At 39.3% G+C, this 12,579-nt stretch carries 13 protein-coding genes and 2 tRNA genes; 8 read left to right on the top strand and 7 right to left on the bottom strand.

Features of this window, described 5'->3' with window-relative positions; all coding sequences use genetic code 11:
• Window positions 1-20: 20 nt before the first annotated feature.
• Window positions 21-1,394 carry a UDP-N-acetylmuramate--L-alanine ligase gene (locus tag ACWITO_RS05170; protein WP_448528938.1) on the top strand — a complete coding sequence of 458 codons (1,374 nt, stop codon included), beginning with the start codon at window positions 21-23 and terminating at the stop codon, window positions 1,392-1,394.
• 62 nt (window positions 1,395-1,456) lie between these two features.
• Window positions 1,457-2,263 (top strand): exonuclease domain-containing protein, encoded by an 807-nt coding sequence (locus tag ACWITO_RS05165; RefSeq protein ID WP_448528937.1) that lies wholly within the window; start codon window positions 1,457-1,459, stop codon window positions 2,261-2,263.
• A 2-nt stretch (window positions 2,264-2,265) separates the two neighbouring features.
• Here the strand turns inward: ACWITO_RS05165 and ACWITO_RS05160 are convergent, their stop codons facing one another.
• Window positions 2,266-3,309 (bottom strand): peptidoglycan DD-metalloendopeptidase family protein, encoded by a 1,044-nt coding sequence (locus ACWITO_RS05160; RefSeq protein WP_448528936.1) that lies wholly within the window; start codon window positions 3,307-3,309, stop codon window positions 2,266-2,268.
• Between the two features lie 164 nt (window positions 3,310-3,473).
• On the opposite strand from ACWITO_RS05160, the gene ACWITO_RS05155 reads away from it, so the two are divergent.
• Together ACWITO_RS05155 and ACWITO_RS05150 are read left to right on the top strand one after the other, a co-directional pair.
• Entirely contained in the window at window positions 3,474-5,732 is a 2,259-nt protein-coding gene (locus ACWITO_RS05155; protein WP_448528935.1) for an aconitate hydratase, read from the top strand.
• Window positions 5,733-5,866: 134 nt separating this feature from the next.
• Window positions 5,867-6,817, top strand: coding sequence for a hypothetical protein (locus ACWITO_RS05150; RefSeq protein WP_448528934.1), 951 nt, complete (start codon window positions 5,867-5,869; stop codon window positions 6,815-6,817).
• A 15-nt stretch (window positions 6,818-6,832) separates the two neighbouring features.
• Here ACWITO_RS05150 and ACWITO_RS05145 read toward each other — a convergent pair whose 3' ends face one another.
• Entirely contained in the window at window positions 6,833-8,035 is a 1,203-nt protein-coding gene (locus ACWITO_RS05145; protein WP_448528933.1) for a glycosyltransferase, read from the bottom strand.
• Between the two features lie 68 nt (window positions 8,036-8,103).
• On the opposite strand from ACWITO_RS05145, the gene ACWITO_RS05140 reads away from it, so the two are divergent.
• Entirely contained in the window at window positions 8,104-8,493 is a 390-nt protein-coding gene (locus ACWITO_RS05140) for a hypothetical protein (RefSeq protein ID WP_448528932.1), read from the top strand.
• On the opposite strand, the gene ACWITO_RS05135 is transcribed toward ACWITO_RS05140, so the two are convergent.
• The 5 genes from ACWITO_RS05135 to ACWITO_RS05115 form a co-directional block, all read right to left on the bottom strand.
• Window positions 8,490-9,335, bottom strand: a complete 846-nt coding sequence (locus ACWITO_RS05135) for an SDR family oxidoreductase (protein WP_448528931.1) — start codon at window positions 9,333-9,335, stop codon at window positions 8,490-8,492. The two genes, ACWITO_RS05140 and ACWITO_RS05135, sit on opposite strands and share 4 nt — an antisense overlap.
• Before the next feature lie 4 nt (window positions 9,336-9,339).
• A complete protein-coding gene (gene bcp / locus ACWITO_RS05130) occupies window positions 9,340-9,795 on the bottom strand; it encodes a thioredoxin-dependent thiol peroxidase (RefSeq protein WP_448528930.1) in 456 nt (151 codons plus the stop codon).
• Between the two features lie 105 nt (window positions 9,796-9,900).
• Window positions 9,901-10,281 (bottom strand): DUF1987 domain-containing protein, encoded by a 381-nt coding sequence (locus ACWITO_RS05125; RefSeq protein WP_101358096.1) that lies wholly within the window; start codon window positions 10,279-10,281, stop codon window positions 9,901-9,903.
• A 14-nt stretch (window positions 10,282-10,295) separates the two neighbouring features.
• Window positions 10,296-10,628, bottom strand: a complete 333-nt coding sequence (locus ACWITO_RS05120) for a 2Fe-2S iron-sulfur cluster-binding protein (RefSeq protein ID WP_448528929.1) — start codon at window positions 10,626-10,628, stop codon at window positions 10,296-10,298.
• Window positions 10,629-10,654: 26 nt separating this feature from the next.
• Complete coding sequence (locus tag ACWITO_RS05115) at window positions 10,655-11,659, bottom strand: acyl transferase (protein ID WP_448528928.1); 1,005 nt, start codon at window positions 11,657-11,659, stop codon at window positions 10,655-10,657.
• Window positions 11,660-11,678: 19 nt separating this feature from the next.
• Here ACWITO_RS05115 and ACWITO_RS05110 point away from each other — a divergent pair, with 19 nt between their 5' ends.
• The 3 genes from ACWITO_RS05110 (at window position 11,679) to ACWITO_RS05100 (ending at window position 12,533) form a co-directional block, all read left to right on the top strand.
• Window positions 11,679-12,275, top strand: a complete 597-nt coding sequence (locus ACWITO_RS05110; RefSeq protein WP_448528927.1) for a hypothetical protein — start codon at window positions 11,679-11,681, stop codon at window positions 12,273-12,275.
• A 64-nt stretch (window positions 12,276-12,339) separates the two neighbouring features.
• A tRNA-Ser gene (locus tag ACWITO_RS05105) sits at window positions 12,340-12,424 on the top strand.
• A gap of 34 nt (window positions 12,425-12,458) precedes the next feature.
• Window positions 12,459-12,533, top strand: a tRNA-Pro gene (locus ACWITO_RS05100).
• The last annotated feature ends 46 nt before the right edge of the window (window positions 12,534-12,579 follow it).

Below are 12,579 nucleotides of genomic sequence, written 5' to 3'. Positions count from 1 at the left end.
TGTCCAAAAATTTGAGTTCAATGCAAAGCAAAAAAATACACTTCATAGCAATTGGCGGTAGTGTAATGCACAATTTGGCTCTTACATTACAGAAGCAAGGCTACCAAATTACAGGTTCTGATGATGAAATTTATGAGCCTTCACGCTCACGTTTAGAAAAAGCAGGCTTATTGCCTGCTGAAATGGGTTGGTTTCCCGAAAAAATTGATACTTCTCTCGAGGCTATCATTGTGGGTATGCACGCCCGCAAAGATAATCCCGAACTCATCAAAGCTCGTGAGTTAGAAATTCCGATTTATTCGTATGCCGAATATGTGTATTTGCATAGCATTGATAAACATAGGGTAGTAATTGCAGGTAGCCACGGCAAAACTACCATTACAGCAATGGTAATGCACGTTCTCAAATATCACCATCGCAACTTTGACTATCTGGTGGGAGCAATGGTAGAAGGTTTTGAATACACCGTCAAACTCACCGAAGATGCTCCGCTCATCATCATTGAAGGCGATGAATACCCCGCAGGACCCACCGCTCCCAAACCTAAATTTTCTTATTACAAACACCATATCGGCTTGGTAAGTGGCGTAGCTTGGGACCATATCAACATTTATGAAACTGAAAACGACTATGTAAGGCAATTTGAAAAATTTGCAGACGCTACACCCAAAGGAGGAGCTATCATTTATGATAGTGATGATTATTTGGGCAATTTCCTATGCGAAAAAGAACGCCCCGATGTTGCCAACATTCCCTACCAAACACACCCCCACAAGGTAAAAAACGGGCAAACTTATCTGATTACCAAAGAAGGTAAAGAAATACCTGTGCTTGTTTTTGGTGAGCATAATATGAAAAATATCAGCGGAGCAAAGGCAGTTTGTGAAAGGCTTTTTATCAGCGAAAGTAAATTTTATGAGGCTATTCAGAGCTTCAGAGGGGCGGCAAATCGTTTGGAAACGCTTGCCAAAAACGAAAAAACACATATTTTCAAAGATTTTGCCCACGCACCTTCCAAAGTAAAAGCTACTACCAAAGCCGTTAAAAGTCTTTATCCCGAACGCAAACTCATTGCTTGTTTGGAGTTGCATACTTTCAGCAGTTTGAACAAGAACTTTTTACCCCAATACAAAGGCTCGCTCAAACACGCTGATTTGCCTGTGGTGTATTTCAATCCGAAGGTAGTAGAACACAAAAAACTGCCCCCTATCAGTGCCGAGGATATCAGAACTGCCTTTGATGTGCCCAACCTGCAAGTTTTTGAGGATAGCAGAAAATTAGCTGATTTTCTTAAATCCCAAAATTATGCCAATACCTCCCTGCTCCTAATGAGTTCGGGCAATTTTGATAATTTGTCGCTCAAACAAATGGCAGAGGAAGTGATTGCTCAATAAAAATACGTATGCAAAAATCTTAAATTGATTTATCGCTTCAACTACCCAAGATACTCCGAAATATGAATTTAGCCCTCAAAAAGCCTTTGGTTTTTTTTGATTTGGAAACCACAGGAACAAATTTTGCCAAAGATAGAATTGTAGAATATGCCTTTTTGAAAGTTTTTCCGAATGGTACTTCTGAATGGCGAGTGCAAAAAATAAATCCCGAAATGCCTATACCACCCGAAAGCAGTGTTTTTCACGGCATTTACGACGAAGATGTAAAAGACGCTCCTACTTTCAAACAAGTAGCCAAAGAACTCGCTAATTTTTTAGAAGGTACAGATTTTGCAGGATTTAATATTCTCGGCTTTGATATTCCTTTGCTCGTGGAAGAGTTTTTGCGAGCAGGCGTTGATTTCTCTTTGAAAAATAGACGTTTTATTGATGCCCAAAGAATTTTCCACCTGATGGAGCCTCGCGATTTGAGTGCCGCCTATAAGTTTTATTGCGGAAAAACATTGGAAAACGCTCATACTGCCCAAGCAGATGTACAGGCTACTTTTGAAGTTTTACAAGCTCAAATTGATTTGTACGCGGGCAAAAAAATCAAAGATAAGAAAACAGGTGGCGAAATAGAGCCTATCCGTAACGATATGGACGCCCTGCACGAACTTACTGCCAAAAAAGTCGTAGATTTTGCAGGAACAATGATTTACAACGACGAAGGAAAAGAAGTGTTCAATATCGGCAAACACAAAGGAAAGCTCGTAGAAGAAGTGCTTAAAAATGAACCCAACTACTACGACTGGTTTCAGAAAGCAGATTTTTCTTTGGATTCTAAAAGAAAACTGACTGAAATCAAACTTCGCGTATTCTATAAATAGCTTCAACGCAAGCGTATTCTTTGCCCTGGTCTGAGCTTGGTATTTACCGAAATACGATTGACCACCGCCAAGTAATTTACAGCCAAGCCATATTTTTTGGCTATACTTTGCAATGTTTCGCCTGCTTTTACAATGTGAAAATACTCACGCTTGACAACGGTATTGATATGCCTAAAATGAGCAGGCGTAAGAGCAAAGTATTTGGAACGCACAAAAGGCACATCAGACTTCGGATTTACTTCAAAAATAAGCAAAGGATTGAAAGCATTTCCTGCATAAAGCACCTCCAAATGCAGATGCGGACCTGTACTCCAACCCGTAGAGCCACCCAGCCCTAATAGCTCTCCTGCCTTTACAACCTGCCCTACCTGTACGCTCAATTTACTCATATGGGCATAAAGCGTTTCCAATCCGTTGGCGTGCCGAACTACAACGTGATAGCCATAGCCGTGCCCTGCGGTGGCTATGCGTACAATGCCATCAAAAACACTATAAATAGGCGTTCCTGTTCGCAGGTTCAGGTCAATGCCTTGGTGCATACGCCCCCAACGATAGCCAAAAGGCGAGGTAAGCAGGAGGTCATCGAGAGGTTTTGCCCAATATTGCCCTTTTACTTCATCATATAAAGTAAGATGAATGGTATCTTTGAAGGCAGAAGCATCTCGGCGATAAGGATTGATATGCACCGAACTCCAAGTCTTGTAGTATTCAGCAGATTTTACCCAAACACAATCTATTTGCAAGTATTCAGAAACACGCACCACCGAAATTTCAGCAGTATCATCATCAAAACGTGGTTCGGCAGGTGGTTTGGGCTCACGTATCGGATTGAACGGAATAGCCTGCTTTTTCAGCGTATCCAAATTTTCTACCACACTTTTCTGCAAGGTATCTTTGGGGATTTCTTGCTTGACTTGCTGTTTTTGCTTCTGATTCTGATTACGAATTTGCAGTTTGTTCTGTTTGTATTTTTGTTCTTTTTTAGGAGGCTGGGCAAAAAGGAAATTAAAAGAAATTATCAAAAATATCGTGAGTGTCCAACGCATTAGTCAATAGTTTTTGTGTTTTGCGTGCAAAGATAAGAAAAAAAGCAGTAGGGTTGTTTAGAAAATTTCTAAATAACCAAAAAAGCAAGGAAAGTATTTTCCGAAAGGCATTTTTTTGTAGATTTGTTTGTTTTTTTCGTATCATCAAAAAAATATAATTTGCTATGGCTTTTGATTTTGAAATGATTAAATCGGTGTATGCTCGTATGCCCGAGCGTGTAGAGGCGGCTCGCAAAGTGCTTGGTCGTCCTATGACACTGGCAGAAAAAATTTTGTATGCTCATCTTTACGAAAATCCTGTAAAGCAGGCTTTTGAACGAGGAAAATCCTATGTAGATTTCGCCCCCGACCGCGTAGCAATGCAAGATGCTACCGCCCAAATGGCTCTTTTACAATTTATGACCGCAGGTAGAAATAAAGTAGCTGTTCCTTCTACGGTGCATTGCGACCACCTCATTCAGGCAAAAGTTGGGGCAAAAGCCGATTTAGAAGAGGCTATGGGCAAAAATAAAGAGGTTTATGACTTTTTAGCATCTGTATCTAATAAATATGGTATCGGCTTCTGGAAACCCGGTGCGGGAATTATACACCAAGTAGTGCTTGAAAATTACGCTTTTCCTGGCGGTATGATGATAGGCACAGACTCCCATACACCCAATGCAGGCGGTTTGGGTATGATTGCCATTGGCGTAGGCGGTGCCGATGCCGTTGATGTAATGGCAGGTATGCCTTGGGAACTTAAAATGCCTAAACTGATTGGCGTAAAACTTACTGGCAAAATGAGTGGCTGGACTTCCGCCAAAGATGTTATTTTGAAAGTAGCAGGTATCCTGACCGTAAAAGGTGGAACTGATGCGATTGTAGAATATTTTGGCGAAGGAGCTGATTCCCTTTCTTGTACAGGAAAAGGCACTATCTGTAATATGGGTGCTGAAATTGGGGCAACTACCTCTATTTTTGCCTATGATGATAAAATGAAAGCCTATCTGCAATCCACAGGCAGAGCAGATGTTGCCGCCGAAGCCGATAAAATTCGCGAGTATCTACGCCCTGACCCCGAAGTATACGCAAACCCTGAAAAATACTACGACCAAATCATAGAAATCAATCTTTCGGAGCTTGAACCACACATCAACGGACCTTTTACGCCTGATTTGGCTTGGCCTCTCTCTAAATTTGCCCAAGCAGTAAAAGAAAACAATTGGCCTGCCAAATTAGAAGTCGGTCTGATTGGCTCTTGCACCAACTCTTCTTACGAAGACCTCACCCGTGCCGCTTCGCTTGCCAAGCAAGCCGTAGATAAAAAACTAAAAGCCAAAGCCGAATTTACCATAACCCCCGGCTCCGAGCAAGTTCGCTATACCGCCGAAAGAGACGGGCTTCTGGATTTGTTTGATAAAATGGGAGGCGTAGTGCTTGCCAATGCTTGCGGTCCTTGCATAGGGCAGTGGTCAAGGCATATTGACGACCCCAATCGCAAAAATTCTATCATTACTTCTTTCAATCGCAATTTCAAAGCTCGTAACGATGGCTATGCCTCTACACACGCTTTTGTAGCTTCCCCTGAAATTGTAACAGCCTTTGCTATTGCAGGAGATTTGACTTTCAACCCTATCACCGATACGCTCACCAACGAAAACGGCGAACAAGTAAAACTTGATGAACCCCAAGGTGTAGAACTGCCCAGCAAAGGTTTTGCCGTAGAAGATGCAGGCTACATTGCTCCTGCCGAAGATGGTAGCAAAGTAGAAGTAATTGTTTCTCCTACTTCCGAAAGATTGCAGTTGCTTCAACCTTTCCCCGCTTGGGAAGGTACCGACCTGAAAGGCTTGAAAGTGCTTATCAAAGCCAAAGGAAAATGTACTACCGACCATATCTCAATGGCAGGTCCTTGGCTCAAATATCGTGGGCATTTGGATAATATTTCCAACAATTTGCTTATCGGTGCTGTCAATGCCTTCAATGGAGAAACCAATAAGGTAAAAAATCAGCTTACGGGGCAATATGATGAAGTTCCCAAAGTACAAAGAGCCTATAAAGCCGCAGGTATTGGTTCTATTGTGGTAGGAGATGAAAACTACGGAGAAGGCTCTTCACGCGAACACGCCGCTATGGAGCCTCGTCATTTGGGTGTAAGGGCTATTTTGGTAAAATCTTTTGCTCGTATTCACGAAACCAACCTCAAAAAGCAAGGTATGCTTGCCCTTACTTTTGAAAACCCCGCCGACTACGACAAAATTCAAGAAGATGATACCATTGATATTCTGGGACTCACTACCTTTACCGAAGGTGTGCCACTTACTATTGTACTTCATCATAAAGACGGCTCAAAAGAAGAAATCAAAGCCAAACATAGCTACAATGCCCAGCAAATAGAATGGTTCAAAGCGGGTTCGGCACTAAACCTTATGGGTAAAAAATAAAAACTATTTCCAAGTACGCACTAATCTGGTGCGTACTTTTTTATACCAAGATGAAAAAAAGAACTTACAAGATTAGCAGGATTAAAAATCATTTTTTTATTGATGTAGTCTTTTATCCTAAAAAACTTACGATTATGAAAACAACTTTTTCTACCCTTCTATTTTTTTGGATGGCTTTTCAAGCCACCTCACAAGGTTGTAGTGATGCAGGTTTTTGTACTATGGGAGCTATGCGTCCCGACCAACACAAGAGCAAAATCTTAAAACTCAAACTCAATTCTTTGGAATTTACCCAACATTATGCCTTTACTCGCTTCGGCGATATGTATCTTTCCTACATTATAGATGTAGATTTACCAATAGCCTCTAAAACAAGTTTTCATTTCAAATTACCCTATACTTTCATATTTAACCAACTACCCACTACCCACGGCTTGGGAGATATTTCTTTGAGCTTTACCCGAAATTTGTTGCAAAGTCAGGATTGGAACATCAATTTTACCTTGGGTGGAAAAATCCCTACCAACGGCAATAACCTCTCTTACAAGGGTATTCCCTTGCCCAGCTATTATCAGAGCAGTTTGGGAACTTACGATTTGGTAGTAGGAATGGGTATTATTTACAAAAATTGGCTTTTTGCCACAGGATACCAACAGGCTTTTAACCGAACTCGCAATCAGTTTTTGCGTTATGTATTAGATGGCGAAGCTCATAATTCTTTTGATGGCACAGAATATTTCAGTCAAGCCAACTCCTACGCCAACTCCAAAGAACTAATGCGTTCGCCAGACGTAATGGCTCGCCTTGAAAGAAATTTTAGAATTAGCCGTTTCAATGCTCACGCAGGACTTTTAGCCATCTACCGCCTCCAAGATGATGAAGCCACCAACTTCAAAGGAGAGCGTTTTAGAATTGTGGGCAGTAAAGGACTTACGCTCAATGGCTTAATAGGAGCGAACTATCGCCTATCAGCAAACTCTGCTATTAAATTTTTGTATGGCAAAAAACTTACCGTCAAAGACCGAAATCCAGACGGATTGGGACGAGAGTATGTCATCAATATCGGTTTTGAGCGTAGATTTTGATACAAACTTTTTTCTTTAATCTTGGTGTAAAATTTTTTCATAAACCTTCTGATATTCAGCAATCCCCTTTTCCAATGCAAAATAGTCTTTGGCAATAGCCCGCAAACTTTCCGCAGATTTTTGTAATAGCTCTGGAATGTAAGCTATCGCTTTTTGCATACTTTCAGGGCTTAAATCCTCTAAAAGATAGCCATAATTGTACTTTTCAAACAAAAAAGCATTGTCGCCAATATTATTGGTAATTACAGGCACACCCATTGCCAAAATTTCAGCCATTTTTGTCGCCGAAGAGGCTTTTTTGGAGTAACTATCTTTGATAAAAAAAATCGAAAGCTGACTTTCTGCTATAAGAGCAGGAACTTCTCGCCGCTCTGCTTTGCGAATTTCTATCTGCGTAAGTGGCAAATTTAGTTTTTCTGCTTCTTGTAAAATAATTTGCGGATTTTCGGCTGTAATAAATGAAAATTTTGCCTTGGGATAACTTTGCAAAAGCATTTTGAAAAAAATAAGCATTTCTTTTAGCAAATACCACGTACCAATAGAGCCTAAATACGAAATGGTAAGCATCTCTTTTTTCGGATTGGTTATTTTTTCATTTTGGCAAAACAAATCAGTATCTACACAACAAGGAATAACCGATATGGGCATTTTTTCAAAACCTTTCCAAGAAAGAATTTCATTTTTGGCATTGTGTGTAAGCGAAATTGTATGGGTAGCTTTTCGCAGAAAGTCTTTTTCCTTTTCTTTGAAAAAATGATAAATTTTTCGGTAAAGCGGACTTTTCAAGCTCCATAGGTTGCCGTCCAAGCGTTCATCTGCCCAAAATCCACGCATATCAAAAAGAAAAGGAACTTGAAAGCGGTTGGTAAATTTTTCGCCAATTAGGGCAGTTAGGTAGCTTCTGCAATGCACCAAACGAAAGTTTTTTTCTTTATGCAAAGCTATCGCTTTCCGATACATAGTCCACAAATCCCAAAGCGTAGAAAACACTGGTGGTTTTTTATGGTAAAAAATGGGTTTCCACGTAATAGGCAAATCCTTGATTTGGCTTTCAATCAGTTGTTTTTTGCTATTAAAATTTTCTTTTTTTTCAGCGGAAATAATCGTAAAGTGATAGCCAAACTTTTGGCTTAGCCCTACGAGATAGGGTAAAATTTGCGATTGTCCGAGTGCATCTGTCAAGCCGTCGTAAGAAAGGTACAAAATATTTTCATTCATTGCTTTGAAAATTAAAGAAAACTTTGCTACTTTGTGAAGCAAAGTCCAAAATTAAACAAATTTCGGCATTGGAGTTATTTTTTGCAAATGAAAGTGTGTGGGTAGGTTATCATTCCGAAAAAGCCTACTGGCTCATAGAGTTCCAAGAAAATGATACCTGCGGCGAGATATATCGCCGTGTAATGGAGGATATTCTTTCTTTTTTGAACTTTCGCCCCACCAGCAAAATTATCATAGACCAAAGCAAAAAAAGTTTTTTCAGAGCTGAAGATGTGTTGTGGGCTTGGCAATCTTGGCTTCCTCTTTTTGGCAAATGTTTAGGACAAAATGGTAAAATGGCAATGATTTTACCGCCTTCCAAATTTGCTTTCATAGAAAAAGCCTCTTTTCGCATCATTCCTTTCCAAAATAAAGTCTTCACGACACGCAAAGAAGCCGAAAGTTGGCTTTTGGCTTAAAGATTGGATACTTGAAAACCCTTTTCTTGAAGCATTTGCACACTCAAATCCCATAACTTTTGGGCGGTCTGCATATTTTTGGACTGATGAGAGGAACTGGCTCGCTGTTTGTTTTTGAAATATTCGCCTGTAACTTCTATATTGGGTTCGGTAGCCAGATACAAGGTAGTTTCTGCACCTTTTTCAGGACTTTTCGCTACCAAAGGTATAAGCCAACGCAAGAAAAATGGTAAATCTTCAAAAATATCGGTAGCAATAAAACCGGGCATCAAAGCATTGACGCTAATTTGGCTATTTTTGAGTTTTTCTGCCAAAATTCGTGTAAAAAGAATATTGGCAAGTTTGGACTGCTTGTAAGCATTTAAGCCATTGTAATTTTTACGAAGTTCCACATCTGCAAAGTGTATATCACCCTGATGCAAATCGGAAGCAACATTGATAATGCGTGCAGGTGCAGATTTTTGAAGTAAATCTACAAGCAAAAGCGTAAGATAAAAATGAGCTAAATGATTTACTGCAAAAGTTTGTTCAAAACCATCTTGCGTGAAAGTAAGTTTATTTTTCCACACACCTGCATTGTTGATAAGTATATGCAAATGCGAAAACTGACTTTTCACCATTTCAGCAAAATGCTTTACACTGGCTAAACTTGCCAAATCGCACTCAAAAAGATGAACTTTCGTTTGTGGATATTGAGAAAGAATTTCTTGTTTGGTTTTTTCACCTTTCTCAAAATTACGGACAGGTAAAATAAGTGTAAAACCTTTTCGGGCAAGTCCTAAGGCGGTGGCTTTGCCAATGCCCGAAGTCGCCCCTGTAAGTAAAACTATTTTTTCAGACATTGTATTAAAGAATTTGCTCGGTGTGTTCTTTGGTTTTTACTTTATCAATGATTTTTTCAATAATGCCCTCGCTATTGATAATAAAAGTAGTGCGAACCGTTCCCATATATTTTTTGCCATACATACTTTTTTCTTGCCAAACCCCATAGGCTTCTACTACTTTGTGGTCGGTATCGGCAACAAGCGGAAAGGGCAGGTTATATTTAGTAATGAACTTTTGATGTGATTTTTCATCATCAACGCTTATGCCTATTACTTGGAAATTATTTTGTAAAAGCATTTCGTAATTATCACGCAAATTGCAAGCCTGAGCCGTACAGCCCGAGGTATCATCTTTGGGATAAAAATAAAGCACAATTTTTTTTCCTTTGCCCAAAAAATCAGCGAGAGCGATAGTCTTGCTATTTTGGTCTTTTGCCTCAAAAAGAGGGGCTTTATCTCCTACTTTTAGCGTAGCCATAGTAAAACTTAGGGGTTGAAGGGTTAGAAATTTAAGATAAAAACCAACTACTTTTCAAATTGTTTGGCAAACAAAAAAGCCCTACACGTGTGTAGGGCGATATTTTTAGGAAAGAGGGTGCAATTCAAAAGGTAAGGCAATAATATCTTTGAAATCTTTGCCCGCATCTTGCATATCTTCATCTTTGGGGTCATAATACCACTGAATAGAAACAAGTTTGCCCTTTTCTTTGAAACTTTCAAGTTTCTTGAAAACATCTAAAATGAGCTTGGAAGAGGCAGTATTGAAATACTCCAACTTGAAGATGGCTTGAATGTTGCTAATGTTGCTTTTTTGTTTGCACTGCTCCAACCAATCCAGAATTGTATTGTAGAAAGCGGGTGCATTTTCAGGAATGGAACGTCCAGACATTTCAAAAACGCCTGTAAGCGTATCAAAATTCACTTTGGGAGTTCTGTTGGTAGGTTCTATCACTAAACTTTCCATAATGCAAGCAGATTTTAATCGTTGTACAAAATATGTGGTAATTGATAAATTTTGGGTACTTGAATAATAATTTCGTATTCGTTTTGTAAGTTTTTGGGTTTTGCTTGGCAAGCCAAACGCTCTTGTGCAAGCAAACGTTTCTGAACTATAAACTTTTTTTCTGCTTCGGTGTAATCTGTCAGGTATTCGCTCCCTTGTAAAACTATCATTTTGCAAGTAGTACATCTACCTTTTGCACCACAAGCCTGCATCCAATCTATAGCATTTTCGCCAAGCGATTGCAAAATAGTGTTTTTTTCGGAAATACAAATAGTTTTATCTTGTAAATTTTTTATGACTAAACGCATAAAAGCCTAAAATTGTTGTAAAATATTCAAAACTGCTCTAAAAGTAGGTTACAACCTCTTTGTTCGGCATTATCGGCTCTGCCCAGTACCATAAACTGATTTTCGTTTAGCAAAGTTCCCACATCTTGGGTAGCAAGAAAAGCACAACTTTCAATATTTGCCAAATCAATCACATTGATAAGCCCTCGCGTAGGGGTATAGGCAAAGGGGTCGTTATTTTCTCGCAAAAAAATTCTCATTGTAGTAGGCATATCAAAGATTCCTTCGCCTTTGGAATACGCCTGCGAGAGTAGCTCTGTCATTCCATATTCTGAATGAACCTGCCCAACCCCCAAAGCACTTTGAAGCCTACGATGCACTTCTGCACGTGTCATTTCGGGGCGTCTGCCTTTCATTCCCCCTGTTTCCATTACAATAATTTCCGAAAAATCATTTCCTTTATATTTTTCTGCAAAATCTAAAAGAGCATAAGTTACTCCCAAGAGCAAAATTTTGCGTTTATCATTATTTTTTAGCAAAAACTGAATAGTTTGAAATATTTTTTCAAAATCGTTCAGGTAAAAGCTATTGTAAGTGGAAGCCGATTTTTCCATAAATTGCTTTACCATAAAAACCAAAGAGGAATTTCCTCTTTCCAAATAAGAAGGCAAAAGGGCTAAAATATGATAGTTTTCAAGTTTTCCGTATTGTTTTTCAAATATCTGAATGCTGTTTTGGGCGTAAAAAAAGGTATCGGTGAGCAGATGCTTGCTTCTAAAACTCTGGGTAGTTCCGCTACTTTCAAAAACCATTTGCGGACTTTTAGGCGTGCTTCTGATTTCGTAATACTTGAAAAATTCTATGGGTAGGCACGGAATTTGCTCCAATTTTTTTATATTGTGTGGGTTTTCGTAAAAAAATGAAACCCAACGAGCAAAAAAAGGGTTATTTTTGAGCTGAAAATCGTATATCAAGAAAGCTATTTCTTCAAAATCGCTTTCTTGCATAGAAAGAACAAGGTTTTTCAGAATTAGGGGTAAATCTTTTTTCATAACGCAAATGTAGAGAATTATGAAAGTTTTGGCAAAAAATATCTTAGGTTGCTTTCTACTACTTACCATAGGCTTGAACGCTTGTATTTTCAAAAAGCCTGAATTTCCTTTTGAGCCAAGCGTCAGTTTTCGGGCAATGAGCAAAAAAAGCCTTTTAGACGGCAATGGACAAGTAATTGAAGACTCTATTTTTTTGGATATTGATTTCAAAGATGGCAATGGCGATATAGGTCTATCGGCAGGAGATACCACAGGGCAGTTTGCTCGCCGCTTGCCCGATAAAAGTTTCAACCCTTATTACTATAATTTCTATTGCACTATCTATCGCCGCAATAAATTTACGGGTGTATATGAACGTTTGGTTTTGCCCAAATTCATAGACCCTGTTACAGGTGCAGAGTTTGAAACAAATATTCACGGCAGAGTACCGCCATTGCTTGATAAGGAACGACAAAATCCTATTGAAGGCACTATACGTTACAATATTGGTGGGCTTTTTTATGATGTAATTGGCATCAACAAAAGAGATAGTATCCGCTTTGAAGTATTCATATACGATAGAGCTTTGAACCAAAGCAATGTAATTACTACACCTGCTATTTTGGTGAATGAATAAAAAATTTCGTTTTTGTTTGGTAGTTTGAAGTTTTTGTACTAATATTGCAGTCCGAAACTTAAAAGGAGAGGTGCCTGAGTGGTTAAAGGAGCAGTTTGCTAAACTGTCGTCGGGAAACCGACGCGTGGGTTCGAATCCCATCCTCTCCTCAAATTTTTTCAGCAAGAGTTACAAAAAAAATTTCGGGGTGTAGCGTAGCCCGGTTATCGCGCCTGCTTTGGGAGCAGGAGGTCGCAAGTTCGAATCTTGCCACCCCGACTAAAAAGCCCTTCTAATAAACTTGGAGGGCTTTTTTATGTTTCCT

Source organism: Raineya sp., assembly GCF_053497555.1.
The sequence above is the reverse complement of the archived record's forward strand: the minus strand, read 5'-3'. Positions and strand labels throughout refer to the sequence as shown.